The sequence below is a fragment of the Mesorhizobium sp. M0088 genome (assembly GCF_040322895.1).
Taxonomy (GTDB): Bacteria; Pseudomonadota; Alphaproteobacteria; order Rhizobiales; family Rhizobiaceae; genus Mesorhizobium.
On the sequence record NZ_JAMYUI010000035.1, the window covers coordinates 32,073 to 46,503 of the forward strand.

The window sequence follows — 14,431 nt, forward strand, 5'->3', positions numbered from 1 at the left end:
CGATCGGGCCGCGCTAGCCTGAACTCATGCGGGGAAGAGGAATGGAGCTTCAGCTCAACGGCAAGGTGGCGCTGGTCACCGGCTCGACGCAAGGCATCGGCCGCGCCATCGCCGAGACGCTGGCGCGCTGCGGCGCCGGCGGCCTGCTCGTCACCGGGCGCGAGAAGACCCGCGGCGATGCCGTGGCGGAAGAGCTTTCGCGGCTCGGCACGCCGACAGTCTTCGTCGCCGCGGACCTCGCCGACCCGGCGGCCTCTGCCCTTTTGGCGCAAGCCTGCATCGAGCGCTTCGGCCGCATCGATGCGCTGGTCAACGCCGCAGGGCTGACCGACCGGGCCTCGTTCCTCGACGCCGATCTCGACGGCTGGGCCTCGCTGTTCGCGGTTAACGCGCGGGCACCGTTCTTCCTCATGCAGGCGGCCATCGCCGACATGAAGAAGCGTGGCCAGGGCGGCGCCATCGTCAACATCCTGTCGATCAACGCCCATTGCGGCTCGCCGGAACTCGCCGTCTATTCCGCCAGCAAGGGCGCGCTGGCCACGCTGACCAAAAACGCCGCCAATGCCCATCGCTTCGATCGCATCCGCGTCAACGGCATCAATGTCGGCTGGACCGACACGCCGGCCGAACGTGTCATGCAGGCCGACACGTTGGGCAACGGGCCGGGCTGGCTCGATGCCGCCAACGCTTCGCAACCCTTCGGCCGCCTGTTCTCGACGAGCGACATCGCCAACCTCGCCGTCTTCCTGCTTTCGGATGCTGCCGGGCCGATAACCGGCACGCTCGTCGACCAGGAACAGTGGGTGATCGGGGCGAACCGGTGAGCGCCATCGAAACGCATGCGCCCTTCATGACGCATTTCGGCGTCGGCGCTTTCACCGTTGCCGTCAGAAGTTGGTCGCGATGACGGTGACTGAAAAAGCCTATCGCCCCATTCGCTCAAAGCACCCGCGCCGCCTCACAGCGCCAGGCTCCCCTGCTCCACCTCCTCGGCATTCGGATCTCCCGGTGCGGTGGCCCAGGCCAATTCGACCAGCGTCACGGTGCGCCGGCCTGTCCCGTCGAGTTGGCAGACGATGAGCCCCTGCTCCTCGATATAAGTCAAGAGGCGCCGGGCGCGGCGCAGCGAGTGCGAGCCGTAGGCACGGGCGATCGCGGCGTCGCTCGGGCACGGCCAGCCCTCTTTCGCCGCGCGGGCGATCATCATGAACACGCCCTGCATGTCGTCGGGCAGCAGCGACGCGCGGACGGAAACGTCCCGCCATGCGTCATCCTGCGTCGTCTCGGAACCAAGGCCGGCACGGGCGCGCGTCAGCATGCGGCGGAACTCCGGGAGGTCAGGCACGACCGAGGCCAGGCCTTCGATGCGGCAGCGGACTACGAACTCCTGATAGAGAACGCCAATCACGCGAAAACCGGCATCGGGCTGCGCCAGGATGGCGCGCAGCACACGGTCGACGCGTTCACGACGCTCGGCCAGATCCTCGGCGCTGACTTGCGGCTCCGCCGGTTCGGGGCGCATTTCCAGTGCCGCCGATTTGGCCGCCATCAGCTGGTCGAGCAAGTCCGGCGACGCCGGGCGGCGCGGCGTGCGCACCGTCTCGGGTGGCGGCGCCGCCAGGATGATCGCGCGTGCGTCTTCCAGCGCGGATTCCGGCATTGCCATGAGCCGCGGCGTGCCGTTGCGCGGGCTGGTGTCGGTCGGGCCGATGCGCAGCCCCAGCGGACGGCGCGACAGGGCCGGGCCGAGCGCCATGAACTGCCCGCGTTCCAGATCGCGGAACGCTTCCGCCTGGCGTCGCTCCATGCCCAGAAGATCGGCGGCGCGCGCCATGTCGATATCGAGGAAGGTGCGGCCCATGAGAAAATTGGACGCCTCGGCGGCGACGTTCTTGGCGAGCTTGGCCAGCCGCTGGGTGGCAATGATGCCGGCCAGCCCGCGCTTGCGGCCACGACACATCAAATTGGTCATGGCGCCGAGCGAGAGCTTTCGCGCTTCGTCCGACACCTCTCCGGCCACCGCCGGCGCGAACAGCTGCGCCTCGTCCACCACCACCAGCATCGGGTACCAGTGGTCACGGGCGACCTCGAACAGCCCGCCGAGGAAGGCGGCGGCACGCCGCATCTGGTTCTCGGCGTCGAGCCCTTCGAGATTGAGCACGGTGGAGACGCGATGCATGCGCGCCCGCTCGCCGGCCGCCTGCAGGCCGCGCTCGGTATGCTGCTCGGCATCGATCACCAGATGGCCGTAACGGTCGCCCAGCGAGACGAAGTCGCCCTCGGGATCGATGATGGTCTGCTGCACCCAGGGCGCGCTCTGCTCCAGCAGGCGCCGCAGCAGATGCGACTTGCCGGAGCCTGAATTGCCCTGCACCAAAAGGCGAGTCGCGAGCAGTTCCTCAAGATCCAGCTTCGCCGGGGCGCCCGCGGTCGTCTGTCCCATCTCGATCGCAACGGTCATCTCGACTCAGGCGCTCCTTTCGCAGACGGGCTTATCAACTGGGTCACAGCCCGTCGAGCGTGCATGACCGCCTGCGGCGTGTTGCGCACAACTGTGCAGGCACCGCCTGGAGGGGTCATCAGCCGATGCCTGGCGCAAACTTTGGGTTGACCCCTTCGGACCACGAGGCGACACTCCACCCAACGCTACGAGTGCGAGGAGGAATGCGATGGACGAGCCCGAACGGTGGCGCCACATGTCGACGGCGCCGAAGGATGGCAGCCGCATCCTGGTCACGGTGCGTCCGTCCGAACAGGGACCGGCGGAAGTAGACCTAGCCTATTGGTCGCGTGCCGACCAGTTCGCCTCGGAAGGCTGGCGCGCGTCGGACTCTTCGCCGGGGCGCGTCATCGAATACGCCGACCCGGAACTGAAGTGCTGGATGCCGTTGCCGACCGCCAACCTCAGCCGCGCGTCCATGCCAGCGCCCTGGGAAGGCGAAGACGCCCAGCAGTTGGATGGGTCCGGGATTTAAGCGCGCGGAGAGGCCGGAGATTGGCCAATCTCCCCCTCGTGCGGGAGATTGGCAGCTTCGCGGTCGGCAGTCCTCAGAACAGGAACGCGGCTGTGGCGGGGTTGGGCCCGTTGCGGCCTTCGGGCGAGTCCATGCCGCGGATCGTCTGCAGGTCCTGGGCATCCAGTTCAAAATCGAAGACATCGAAATTGGCGGCGATGCGATCCCTGCGGATCGACTTTGGAATGACGATCAGCCCCTCTTGGAGATGCCAGCGGATGATCGCCTGGGCGACGGACTTGCCATGTTTTTTGGCGATGCCTGAAATGGTCGGATCGCCGAGCAGCCGGCCGCTGCCCAACGGGCTCCAGCTTTCGATACGGATGTCGTGCTTGGCGTGAAAGTCCCTGACACCGCGCTGCTGCAACTGGGGATGCAACTCGATCTGGTTGACGACGGGCGTCACGCCGATTTCCGCGATGATCCGCTCCAGATGATCCTGGTTGAAGTTCGAAACGCCGATCGACTTGATGCGGCCGGCCTGCCGGAGTTCGACCAGCGTCTTCCAGGCCTCGACATATTTGTCCTGGCTGGGCACAGGCCAGTGGATCAGGAACAGGTCGATCTGCTCAATGCCGAGCTTGGCCATGGTGTCATCGAAGGCGCGTAGCGCCGCATCGCGCTGGTGTGCGCCGTTGCGCAGTTTCGAGGTGATGAACAGCTCAGCCCGCGACACGCCGGCGCTGCGGATCGCCTCTCCGACCCCTTCCTCGTTCTGGTAGCCTTCGGCGGTGTCGATCAGACGATAGCCGGCCTCGATGCCCCAACCCACCACCTCGGCGGTAATATCCTGGTCGACCTGCCACACGCCAAGGCCGAGCTGGGGAATGGCGGAGCCGTCGTTCAATGCAATCTGTTCGGGCATGATGGGCTGTTCAGGCATGGGGGGATCCTTTGCAAAGCGGGTCCGGGCGGTCTGCCCGGTGCACAGCCTATCTAGGTCCGACAGGATGCGACGACCAGCCGACAGCGGACAAATTGCCGTGTGAAGTGCCCTGCAAGTGTGGCTTTCGGCGTCGGCCGCATCCTCACCGCGGCCGGCGCACCGCCCTCACCACCCCGGCGGATGTGCTGCCGCAATAGAGGCGGTCGCCGCCATCGGATTCCAGCCCCGACACGCCCATGCCGGCCGGCATGTCGAGCTTCTCGAGAACCTTGCCTGATCGCGGGTCGACGCGGCGCAGGTCGCTCTGGTCGCCTTCCCAGGTGGCGTGCCACAGCTCGCCCTCGACCCATGTCACCCCGGTGACGAAGCGGTTGGATTCGATGGTGCGCAGGATCGCCCCTGTCTCCGGGTCGATCTGGTGGATCTTGCGTTCGCGATATTGCCCCACCCAGAGCGTCCCTTCGGCCCAGGTCAGCCCGGAATCGCCGCCGCCGCCCGGCGCCGGAATGGTCGCCAGCACCTGGCCAGTATCAGGGTCGATCTTCTGTATCAGGTCGTCGGCAAGCTGGAAGAAGTGCTGGCCGTCCCAGGCGGTGCCGGCATGCGCCGCGACGTCGATCGAGCGCAGCGCTTGGCCGTTTTCCGGGTCGAAGGCGTTCAGCTTCTCGCCCGAGGCGAACCAGACATTGTTGCCGTCAAAACTCACCCCATGCACCCTCTCCACATCTGGAAAGGGTCCGTATTCGCGCAGAATTTCGGCCGCTGACTGTTTCATGTCCTTGTCCTCACTGAGATGGTCTGATGTCCCTTACTAACCACTCGGCAGCGGCGCCGGGAGTAACAAGGTGGTCGTGAATCCCGCCACCGGCGGCGTCATCCAGCGGCGCGCCCGGCCGTGACCGAAAAACTGCACCTTGCCGGCCTCGCCAAGCTGCTCCAGCGCCCGTTGCACACTGCGTTGGCCGGTGCCAAGCGCCAGCGCCAACGCCGAACTCGCCCAGGATTCACCATCGGCAAGGAAAGCCAGCACCGCCGCGTGCCGCTCCTCGATCGGCCGCGCCAGCACCAGCACCTCGCGTGCCTGGCGCGGCGCCAGCGCGAAGCCCTGGCTGGTCGCGCCGATGTCGGCCAGGCCGCGCAATTCGGTGCGCAGCCGGCCGATCTCGACCCGCAGCCGTGCCCGGTGCGATTCATCGGCGTGCCTGCCGCCGAAGGCTTGCGCGATCAGCCTCGCCCTCGACACATCGCCTGGCCACGCTTCGGCGAGCGTACGGGCCAGCGCAAACAGCACCGGGCGCGTTGCCAGCGAGACCGTTTTCTCCTGTTGGCGCACGACATAGCGAAAGCTATCGACCAGCAATGCCGGCGACGCTTGCAACGCCTCGACGTCCTCAAGCAGCAACGAGCGCTGCTCGCCAGCCGCGATCAGCCGCGCCGCCGGTGTGTCCAGCGCCAGGAATGCGCGATCGACTTCAGCGATGAGCCCCGCAATGCCGGCCTGGCGGGCGGCGTGGCGTGCCCACTCCAACGCCCTGCGCGCCCGCTTCGTCTTGAGGCGCCGCATCGCGATGCCGGCGACGGCCAGCTCGTGGGCGGCGCGCGAGGCCGGCGGAAGCGGCATCGGATCGAGCCCGCCCAGCACGTCTTCGGCCTCGTCGAGACGGCCGATCAATAGCAGGCGGCGCACCTTGAGGTGGCCGGCATGCGCTGCGTTCAGCCGGTCGCCATGCTTTTCCAGCGTCGCCCGCGCCGCATCCAAAGCCTTGGCCGGCCAGCCGAGATCCCGTGAGACCAGCGCAATCTCGGCCTCGGCAACAACGCATCTGGCACGCGCTACCGCTTCTTTCGGGCCGAAGCCACGCGCGGCCCGCCGCAGCAGCGCCTTGGCGCGATCGAGATCACCGAGCTGCGCCATGGCAATGCCGCGCAGCGCCAGCGCCGGAGGGTCCTCGCGCAGGGCGACGCGATCCAGCGCGCCGAGCGGATCGCCTCCGGCCAGCGCCAGCGCCGCGGCGGTGATCAGCGAATCCATTCAAATCCCGTCACACTTGTAACTCCCACCCTTGTGCGTCGCCGCCCTAACTTAAATCCGTACCATCAACCGGCAAGCCGCATCGGCCAACTCTTTCGGCAACGTGCGGCATGCCAAGGGAGAACCGACAATGCCAACCGACACTCCTCTCCGTAACGCGGCCGAAGGCACCGTGAGGGTGCGCCACCCCTGCTGCGACGGGCCGGCTCCTGCAAATCCCGTCACACTTGTAACTCCCACCCTCGCGCTTCACCGCCCTATTCTGGCTGACAGCAAGCGACAACAGACTGGCAAAGGAGACGACCAATGACCAAGCACATCGCAATGAAGACCCCGCCGATCGTTTCGAGGCAGGACTGGGAAGCTGCCCGCGAACAGATGCTGGTGAAGGAAAAGGCAACGCTGCGGGCCAAGGACGCATTGGCCGCCGAGCGCCGGCGCATGCCGTGGATGGAAGTCGACAAGGCCTATGTGTTCGAGGGGCCGAACGGCAGAGCGAGCCTGCTCGATCTGTTCGAAGGCCGCCGCCAGCTGATCGTCTACCGCGCCTTTTTCGAGCCCGGCGTGCATGGCTGGCCCGATCACGCCTGCCGCGGCTGTTCGCTGGGCGCCGACCAGGTCGGCCACCTCGCCCATCTCAACGCCCGCAACACCACGCTTGCCTACGCTTCGCGTGCCCCGCAAGCCGACATTGCGCGGCTGAAGCAGCGGATGGGCTGGCAGATGCCCTGGTACACAATCACTGACAGTTTCGACAAGGACTTCGGCGTCGACGAATGGCACGGCCACAACGTCTTCATCCGTGACGGCGACCGCATCTTCCGCACCTATCTCATCAACAGCCGCGGCGACGAGGCGATGGGCACCGTCTGGAGCTATCTCGACGCGACGCCGCTCGGCCGCCAGGAAATTTGGGAGGATTCGCCCGAAGGCTATCCGCAGACCCCGCTCTATTCCTGGTGGAACTGGCACGACAATTACGACGCCGGGGCCGACAAGAAATGGGAAGAAGTGTCTGCTGCCGGCGAGGCTGCATTCCGCGACAAGGGCGAGCAGTAACGGTTGTTCAGTCTGGGTTCCTCTCCCCACTCCGTGGAGAGAGGAACCTGTCGTGGCTGGCATGATCATCAAGGATTAAGGCGATGAGCGATATCCATACCGGTGCCGGCAGCACGATCCCGGAAGCCGCAACCCTCGGGCTGGCCGACTGGCTTTGCCTTGCCGCGGCACCGACTTTCGCCGTGATGGCGCTGCTCACCTGCATCTTCAGCGGCGATGCGGCCATGCAGTGCATGGGCATCGACGCCTCGCCCCTCACGGGCATGGCCGCGATGTATCTGCTGATGAGCGCCTTTCATCTGGCGCCCTGGCTGCGGGTGATCTCAGGCCGGCAGGCCCGCTAGGCGCAGCGCGCAGTTCCAATTCCAGACACCCCACACATCGGAGAAGACAATGAGACTGGTCAGGCTGAGAGCGCCGGGCGGCTTGGGCAATCTCGACCTGGTCGAGGAAGATCCGCCCCAGCCAGGGCCGGGCGAGGTTCTGGTCAGGATCCGGGCCTGCGCGTTGAACATGCGCGACGACTTTGCCGTGCAAGGCAAGATGCCTCACGCCGACGGCCGCGTTCCCCTCTCCGACGGCGCCGGCGAAGTGATTGCCCTCGGCGACGGTGTCGATGCACTCAAGCCCGGAGACAGCGTCGTCAGCGTCTTCTACCCCTGGTGGCTGGGCGGTGACATGACGCCCAGCACCCGGCGCGATATTCCGGGAGACAGTTTCGACGGCTTCGCCAGCGAGTATGTCTGCATGCCGGCGCACGCTTTCACCAAGGCACCGGCAGGCTATACGCATGTCGAGGCGGCGTCGCTCACCTGCACCGGCGTTACTGCCTGGCGCGGCCTGGTTGTGTGCGGCAAGGTGAAGCCGGGCGACGCGGTGCTGGTCCTCGGTTCGGGCAGCGTATCGCTGTTCGCGCTGCAATTCGCCAAAGCCGCCGGCGCCCGGGTCATCGCCACCTCATCCGACGAGCAGAAGCTGGAGCGGCTCAAGCGCCTCGGAGCCGACGCCGTCATCAACTACAAGTCCGTCCCGGACTGGGGTCGCAAGGCCAGGGATCTGACGGGCGGACGCGGTGTCGATCACGTGATCGAGGTCGGCGGACCCGCCACCCTGGCGCAGTCGATTACCGCCTGCCGCACGGGCGGTCACATCGCCCTGGTCGGCGTCCTGACCGGTTTTGCGGCGGAAGTGTCTATCCCCGCCCTGTTTTCCAACCAGATCCGCATCAGCGGCATCTCCATCGGCAGCCGGGCCGACCAGGAGGATATGATCCGGGCGATAGAGACTATCAGGCTGAAGCCCGTCATAGACCGCCATTTTCCGCTGCAGGACATCGCCACCGCCTTCGCGCATTACGAAACCCAAAAGCATTTCGGCAAGGTCTGCCTCGACGTTTGAGCGGCCTCCGCCAGCAGCACGATGAAGAGGACCGTCGGGTCCGCGCCTTCGTCGTGATCCTGCCTAGGTCGCGATGTCGTTGACCGGCATCAGGGGCTTGGGAAGATCGGCCTCGCCGAGCCCGCTGCGCAACTCGATCTCGATGTCGCGGCAAATCTGCGAGATCGGGACGTCGTTGGCGTTGCCCTCGAACGGGTTGGCGCTGCTTTCGCCGACCTGGTCGAGGGACATGTAAGCCCAGCCCAGCAGCGTGCTGAACGGGATCGTCAGCCAGATCGCGATCGACCCGAGCGCCCCACCCAATTTGCCCATATCGGCAAAGACGGGAACGACCCCGAACGGCAACAGCGTGCAGAAGATCATCACGAACATCGAACTGACGATGGCGTATTGCCGGGGATAGGGATTGTTCTTGATGCGATCGCAGCGCGCCTGCTGGTCATGGAAGTCGCGGATCAGCTTGGTCAGTTCGCCATAGATCTGAGGAGGGAGCTTTGTGTCCTTGAACAGCGCATTGACCTGGACAGATTGCAGTTCGAGCAGGGCTATCGCCGGCTGGGGCGATTTCAGGACGTCCTCGGCCTGTTCGGCGAGCAGTGGACGCAATTCGTCGGCGATCGAGCTCGCATCCTCATGGATGCGGTAGCGCCGCCGGTATTCGATATTGGCGGCCCGCGCCATGGATTCCCATGGCATCGGCCGGCGCAGGGAAAAACGCAATGCCGTCATCCAGGCGATGTGGCGATAGATGAGCTGTCTGGCCGTCGGCGCGTCGTGGAAATCCCTGCAGAAATTGGACCACAACCGGCTGCTGGCCGTAATTTGCGTAAAAGCCTGCAGCGCGTCGCTGCTGCGGGTGAACACCTGCGAATTCTTGAACCCGGCAACGAGTGACACGGTGGTGCCAAGCACCAGCACCACCGACCATGGCACCGAAAACCCGGCGATGCCTGGAAGACGGTAGGCCGCCACGGCCAGTCCGCTCACCACCACCATGTAGATGACGCTGCGCCGCGACCAGAGCGCGAAATCCACTATTTTGTAGGAACGGCCTACATACATCGGGTCCCCTCAAATCGACAGGTGTGGTTTGCACGGGCGGAATCTCGTCACCTCATTGTGCCTTTGCAGCCCCGAACCGCAACCCGTCCATCAACAGCTTGACCAGCCGGCGCGAGCGGTCGCGCCATTCGGGGGTGTCGGGCGCTGAATAGATGCCGCCCAGCGCGTGCAGCACATCGGAAGCGTCGACGTCGCCGCGGATGGTGCCGTCGGCCACCGCCGCTTCGACCAGCTGTCGCAAGGCTTGCGACACCCGGCCGAACGTGTCGGAAAACAGCGTCGAATTGGTGGTGAGCACGATGCGCAGGCTGGTCGCCAGGCCGCGCTTGGTGGCGATGTAGTCGACGAAGCGCTGCATCCACTGTTCCAGCGCGACATCGGACGGATGTTTCTGGGCAAGCTCGCCGGCGGCCGCGCAGAGCGCCTCCACCTCACGGCGATAGACCACCTCGACCAGATGCTCGCGCGTCGGGAAATGCCGGTAGAGCGTGCCGATGCCGACGCCGGCGCGGCGCGCGATCTCCTCCAGCGAGCCATCGATGCCGCGCTCGGCAAAGACCGACACCGCCACCTCGACCAGCCGGTCGCGGTTGCGCCGCGCATCGGCGCGCAGCGGCTTCGCGTCTACGGCCTCGGCCTTCTGTTCTGCAATGGCGGACGGCTCGCTGGCCAATTTTTTCTCCACATCGTGTCAGGGGGCTTGAACCCGGCCGGTTCAGCCACCACGTATTAAACGGAGGCGCCTCCGTTTTAGTGGAGAACCTTTATCATATAATCAGGGGAACCGGTATGTCACGTCTTTCGAACACGCAAGCCGACATCTCCCCTGCCCACTGGGCGTCGAAAACGCTGGAGAGCGTAATCTCCCCCCTTGAGGGGGAGATGGCCGGCAGGCCAGAGGGGGGCGCTGTCCCGCCGACCCATCAACTGATCGTAATTGCTTCCTCGGACAGGTTTCCACCTGGAGGGGGCAGAAGTCGCAAAGTTAGCGATCCTTCGCGCCCCCCTCTGCCCTGCCGGGCATCTCCCCCTCAAGTGGGGAGATTGGCTGTCGCCACTGTCTTCGCCCTTCAGACCTAGCCGTCCCTGCACTTGCCCTTCTTCGGCAAGACACCAAATCCTTCCCATCCGCGTCAAGCAACTGGAGCCAGACGCCCATGACCAGCCTTCCCATCACCCTCACCATCAACGGCCACCGACACGAACTGGAGGTCGATCCACGCGTAACCCTGCTCGACCTGCTGCGCGAGCGGCTCGATCTCACCGGCACCAAGAAGGGCTGCGACCGCGGCCAGTGCGGCGCCTGCACGGTGCTGGTCGACGGCAAGCGCATCAACTCATGCCTGGCGCTGGCGGTCAGCCATGACGGCGCCCAAGTCTTGACCATCGAAGGCGTCGCCCACGGCGAGGAACTGCATCCTGTGCAGGCCGCCTTCATCGCCCATGACGGCTTCCAGTGCGGGTTCTGCACACCCGGCCAGATCATGAGCACGCTCGGCCTGATCGCCGAGGCACAGGCCGGCGACGATCCCGAACGCATCCGTGAGGGGCTGAGCGGCAACATATGCCGCTGCGCGGCCTATGGCGGCATCGTCGAGGCCGTCCTGGAAGCCCAGCAACAGCTTGTCAAAGCCGACCGGAGGACCGCAGCATGAGAGACTTCGACTACATCAGGCCCGCCACCATCCTCGACGCCATCGCCGCGGCAGCCGAGCCGGGTTCGGCCTATCTCGCCGGCGGCACCAATCTGCTCGACCTGATGAAGGGCGGCATCACCAGTCCCGAGCGTATCGTCGACATTTCCCGGCTGCCGGAGCTCAACCGCATCGAACGGCTGGACGATGGTGGCCTGCGCATCGGCGCGCTGGTCCGTAATGCCGACCTTGCCTACGATCCGGCGTTCGCGAAATCCTATCCGGCGGTGGCCGAGGCGCTGCTGTCGGGTGCTTCGGCGCAGCTTCGCAACGCCGCCACCGTCGGCGGCAATCTGTTGCAGCGCACGCGCTGCAGCTATTTCTACGACACCGCCAGCGCCTGCAACAGGCGCGAGCCAGGCGCCGGCTGCGATGCGCTGGGCGGCGAGAACCGCCTGCACGCCGTGCTAGGCTGGAGCGACGCCTGCATCGCCACCCACCCGTCGGACTTCTGCGTGCCGCTGGTGGCGCTCGACGCCGTGGTCGAGATCGAGGGCAAGAAGGGCCGGCGTCATGTGACACTGGAGGAATTCCACCGGCTTCCCGGCGAAACGCCGCAGCGGGAGAATGCGCTGGAGCCCGGCGACCTGATCGTGGCGGTGCGCCTGCCGGCGGAGGCGGCCTCCTTCTCCGCCAATGCCCGTTACCTGAAAGTCCGCGAACGCACCTCTTATGCTTTTGCCGTCGTATCGGCCGCGGCAGCGCTCGTCGTCGATGGCGGCAAGATCCGCGCCGCAAGGCTGGCACTGGGCGGCGTCGCGGCCAAGCCGTGGCGAGCCCGAACGGCGGAAGCCGTCCTGCTTGGCGCGGACGCCAGCGAGGCGACCTTCTCCAGCGCCGCGGACGCTGCCTTGGCCGATGCCAGCCCCTCCGGCGACAATACCTTCAAGATCGAGCTTGCCCGCCGCATCGTGGTCAGGGCGCTGATATCTGCGCTTTCGGGAACGCCCGAGCGTCTGCCAGCCCTTCCTGCCTCCCCGTTCTCGAACATTCCCGGAGCGCGCCATGACGCTTGAACTCAGCCTCAACCAGCAACCCGCCCATGCCCGGCAGGGCTCCAGCATCGGCCAGCCGCTGACCCGCCGCGACGGCTTTCTGAAAGTCACCGGAGCCGCGCGCTATGCCGCCGACAACCACCCGCCCGGCATGCTCTACGCCGTGCTGGCGGTCAGCAGCATCGCGCGCGGCCGCGTTGCCGCTCTGGATATCGAGGCGGCCAAGGCGCACCAGGGCGTGGTCGAGGTGATGACGCCCAAGAACCGGCCGGCGCTCGCCGCTGACCCGGACGCCAAGGACCACCCCTTCATGTTCCGGCTCGACCTGCTGCAGAACGATCAGGTCCGCTACCCCAACCAGAGCATCGCCGTGGTAATCGCCGAGACGCTGGAGGCGGCAACCGAGGGGGCGGCTTTGCTGTCGCCGCGCTATGAAGTGCTGCCGGCGCGCGTTGGCCTGGACGGCGCTGAAAGCTTCGTGCCGCGTGGCGTCGGCGTCGGCGGTCCGGCCGTGCAGCACAAGGGCGATGTCGAGGCCGGCCTCAAATCGGCAAAGACACGGATCGAAGTCACCTACGAGACGCCGGCCCAGTACCACAACGCCATGGAGCCGCATGCGATCGTCGTCGCCTGGAATGGCGACACACTGTCGATCGACACACCGAGCCAGGGCCTTGCCATGGCGCAGAGCCGCATCGCCGGCCTGTTCGGCATCGCGCCGGAAAACGTCCACATCCGCAGCCCGTTCCTGGGTGGCGGCTTTGGCTCGAAAGGCATGATCTCCGGGCCGCAGGTGCTCGGCATTCTGGCGGCGCGCCTCGTCGGCCGTCCGGTCAAGCTGGTGCTGCGGCGTGAGCAGATGTACGGCCCGGTCGGCCACCGTGCGCCGACGCGCCAGACGCTGCGCTTGGGCATGGATGGCGAAGGGCGGCTGACGGCACTCGACCATCACGCCAAGACTGCGTCGAGCACGTTCGACGATTTCTTCGAACCGGCGGCGGATGCCTCGCACACGCTCTACGCCAGCCCGGCCATCGCCACCTCGCACGATGCGGTGCGGTTGGACACCGGTACGCCGCTGTTCATGCGGGCGCCCGGCGAAGCGACCGGCTCGATCGCACTCGAAAGCGCCATCGATGAGGCGGCACACGCCTGCGGCATGGACCCGCTGGAGTTCCGGCTGCGGAACTATGCCGAGGTCGAGCCGATGACCGGCAAGCCGTTTTCCTCCAAGGCGCTGCGCGAGTGCTACAGGCAAGCGGCCGAGACGTTCGGCTGGGCGAGCCGCCCGCTTCAGCCCCGGCTGATGCGCGACGCGGACGGTTTCCTGACCGGCTGGGGCATGGGCACGGCGACGTTTCCGGCCCTGATGTTCCAGGCCGAGGCCCGCGCCGTGCTGAGAAGCGATGGCAGCGGCCTGATGGAGACCGGCGCGCAGGACATGGGGCAAGGCGCCTGGACCGCCTTCGCCCAGATCGCCGCCGACGGACTGGGACTGGATATCGACCAGGTCGATTTCAGGGCCGGCAGTTCCGATCTGCCCAATGCAGGCATTGCCGGCGGCTCCGGCCACACGGCGACGGCCGGCATGGCGATCCACAATGCGGGTGCCGCCGTCATCGCCAGGCTCGCCGATCTCGCCACCGGTGACGAGCACTCACCGCTCTACGGCGCCGGCAATGAAGGCGTGCTGGCGCGCGGTGGCCGCCTCTATCGGCGCGACGATGAAAGCCGCGGTGAAAGCTATGCCGAGATCCTCACACGTGCAGGCCTCACCGAGATCGAGGGCCATGGCAAGGGCGCTCCGGACCCGGCATCCCAGGAAACCTATGCCAAGCACGCGCACGGCGCCGTGTTCGCCGAGGTGAAGGTCGATCCGGATTTCGGCCAGATCCGTGTCACAAGGCTGGTCGGCGCGTTCGCCGCCGGGCGGATCATCAATCCCAGGCTGGTGCGCAGCCAGTATTATGGCGGCATGATCTGGGGCGTCTCGTTCGCGCTGCATGAGGAAGCCATCACCGACCGGCGCTCTGGCCGGATCCAGAATGCCAACCTCGCCGAGTATCATGTCCCGGTGAATGCCGACGTTCCGTCGGTCGAGGCGCTGCTGGTCCACGAGGACGACCCTCACGTCAACGCGCTCGGCATCAAGGGCGTCGGCGAAATCGGCATCACCGGCACGGCCGGCGCCGTCGCCAATGCGGTCTGGCATGCGACCGGGGTGCGACCCCGGCGCTTTCCGATCCGCATCGAGGATCTGCTGGGGTGAGGAGTGGTCCGCATAGCGGACG

At 66.3% G+C, this 14,431-nt stretch carries 14 protein-coding genes; 8 read left to right on the forward strand and 6 right to left on the reverse strand.

The features are described 5' to 3' along the window. The first annotated feature begins 41 nt into the window (after positions 1-41). Entirely contained in the window at positions 42-824 is a 783-nt protein-coding gene (locus NKJ67_RS31600; protein ID WP_352585230.1) for an SDR family oxidoreductase, read from the forward strand. Positions 825-958: 134 nt separating this feature from the next. Here NKJ67_RS31600 and NKJ67_RS31605 read toward each other — a convergent pair whose 3' ends face one another. Continuing rightward, positions 959-2,461, reverse strand: a complete 1,503-nt coding sequence (locus NKJ67_RS31605; protein ID WP_128307828.1) for an ATP-binding protein — start codon at positions 2,459-2,461, stop codon at positions 959-961. 208 nt (positions 2,462-2,669) lie between these two features. Between NKJ67_RS31605 and NKJ67_RS31610 the strand changes: the two genes are divergently transcribed. Then, the gene (locus tag NKJ67_RS31610) at positions 2,670-2,975 is read left to right on the forward strand and encodes a hypothetical protein (protein WP_013530714.1); all 306 of its coding nucleotides are present in this window, start codon (positions 2,670-2,672) and stop codon (positions 2,973-2,975) included. Positions 2,976-3,048: 73 nt separating this feature from the next. On the opposite strand, the gene NKJ67_RS31615 is transcribed toward NKJ67_RS31610, so the two are convergent. The 3 genes from NKJ67_RS31615 to NKJ67_RS31625 all read right to left on the reverse strand — a co-directional run bounded on the left by NKJ67_RS31615 (position 3,049) and on the right by NKJ67_RS31625 (position 5,932). After that, positions 3,049-3,897, reverse strand: a complete 849-nt coding sequence (locus NKJ67_RS31615) for an aldo/keto reductase (protein WP_352585233.1) — start codon at positions 3,895-3,897, stop codon at positions 3,049-3,051. A 145-nt stretch (positions 3,898-4,042) separates the two neighbouring features. Continuing rightward, a complete protein-coding gene (locus NKJ67_RS31620) occupies positions 4,043-4,675 on the reverse strand; it encodes a Vgb family protein (protein WP_127267443.1) in 633 nt (210 codons plus the stop codon). Between the two features lie 36 nt (positions 4,676-4,711). Then, positions 4,712-5,932 (reverse strand): helix-turn-helix domain-containing protein, encoded by a 1,221-nt coding sequence (locus NKJ67_RS31625; RefSeq protein WP_127267444.1) that lies wholly within the window; start codon positions 5,930-5,932, stop codon positions 4,712-4,714. Positions 5,933-6,238: 306 nt separating this feature from the next. On the opposite strand from NKJ67_RS31625, the gene NKJ67_RS31630 reads away from it, so the two are divergent. The 3 genes from NKJ67_RS31630 to NKJ67_RS31640 all read left to right on the forward strand — a co-directional run bounded on the left by NKJ67_RS31630 (position 6,239) and on the right by NKJ67_RS31640 (position 8,389). Further along, a complete protein-coding gene (locus NKJ67_RS31630) occupies positions 6,239-6,991 on the forward strand; it encodes a DUF899 domain-containing protein (RefSeq protein ID WP_013530710.1) in 753 nt (250 codons plus the stop codon). Positions 6,992-7,074: 83 nt separating this feature from the next. Further along, positions 7,075-7,335, forward strand: a complete 261-nt coding sequence (locus NKJ67_RS31635; protein WP_127267446.1) for a hypothetical protein — start codon at positions 7,075-7,077, stop codon at positions 7,333-7,335. A 49-nt stretch (positions 7,336-7,384) separates the two neighbouring features. Next, complete coding sequence (locus NKJ67_RS31640; RefSeq protein WP_352585236.1) at positions 7,385-8,389, forward strand: zinc-dependent alcohol dehydrogenase family protein; 1,005 nt, start codon at positions 7,385-7,387, stop codon at positions 8,387-8,389. A 63-nt stretch (positions 8,390-8,452) separates the two neighbouring features. Here the strand turns inward: NKJ67_RS31640 and NKJ67_RS31645 are convergent, their stop codons facing one another. Continuing rightward, a complete protein-coding gene (locus tag NKJ67_RS31645; RefSeq protein WP_352585238.1) occupies positions 8,453-9,451 on the reverse strand; it encodes a bestrophin family protein in 999 nt (332 codons plus the stop codon). A gap of 52 nt (positions 9,452-9,503) precedes the next feature. Continuing rightward, entirely contained in the window at positions 9,504-10,124 is a 621-nt protein-coding gene (locus NKJ67_RS31650) for a TetR/AcrR family transcriptional regulator (RefSeq protein WP_127327753.1), read from the reverse strand. 484 nt (positions 10,125-10,608) lie between these two features. On the opposite strand from NKJ67_RS31650, the gene NKJ67_RS31655 reads away from it, so the two are divergent. The 3 genes from NKJ67_RS31655 to NKJ67_RS31665 are packed head-to-tail and all read left to right on the forward strand — an operon-like array spanning position 10,609 to position 14,409. After that, a complete protein-coding gene (locus NKJ67_RS31655; RefSeq protein ID WP_127322359.1) occupies positions 10,609-11,106 on the forward strand; it encodes a (2Fe-2S)-binding protein in 498 nt (165 codons plus the stop codon). Then, the gene (locus NKJ67_RS31660; RefSeq protein ID WP_352585240.1) at positions 11,103-12,161 is read left to right on the forward strand and encodes an FAD binding domain-containing protein; all 1,059 of its coding nucleotides are present in this window, start codon (positions 11,103-11,105) and stop codon (positions 12,159-12,161) included. Before NKJ67_RS31655 ends, NKJ67_RS31660 begins: the two co-directional genes overlap by 4 nt. Further along, positions 12,151-14,409, forward strand: a complete 2,259-nt coding sequence (locus tag NKJ67_RS31665) for a xanthine dehydrogenase family protein molybdopterin-binding subunit (protein ID WP_352585242.1) — start codon at positions 12,151-12,153, stop codon at positions 14,407-14,409. Before NKJ67_RS31660 ends, NKJ67_RS31665 begins: the two co-directional genes overlap by 11 nt. Positions 14,410-14,431: the final 22 nt, after the last annotated feature.